General features: G+C 48.4%; 1 pseudogene. It reads right to left on the reverse strand.

Annotation, left to right across the window (positions count from 1 at the left end):
* A pseudogene (locus tag SB660_RS19215) lies at positions 1 to 378 on the reverse strand (MBL fold metallo-hydrolase); the annotation flags it as partial.

Consider the following 378-nt stretch of genomic DNA (forward strand, 5'->3'; position numbering starts at 1 on the left):
CCAATATGACGTAATGGCTTCTTCAGCCTCTAACACATCAAGGTGACCTGCCGTTTCTGACATCGTTAAAAACAATTCCTTTTCATATACAGCAGGAAAAAGCTGCTGACAGACCTGAAAAGCGGTCATCGGCTTTTCATCCAGCATGCGACGAACATCCTCCGTCCTGTTCCTCTGCTTGTCAAAACGCTTCTCAATCAGCGCTTGTACACTGGTGATAGGCTCGCCGTGACCAGGAAATACGATTGTTGGATCAAGTTGAGACAGCCTTCGCAATGACCGCTGATAATCCACTAAAGACTTTGACCTATCGTCTCCCGCTTTCGGCGCTTCCAAAATCTGAGTAGACGAGCTGTTTGCACGCAGTAGATCGCCGCC

The sequence above is a fragment of the Bacillus sp. SIMBA_005 genome, from assembly GCF_046535585.1.
In the GTDB taxonomy this organism is placed as follows: Bacteria; Bacillota; Bacilli; order Bacillales; family Bacillaceae; genus Bacillus; species Bacillus pumilus.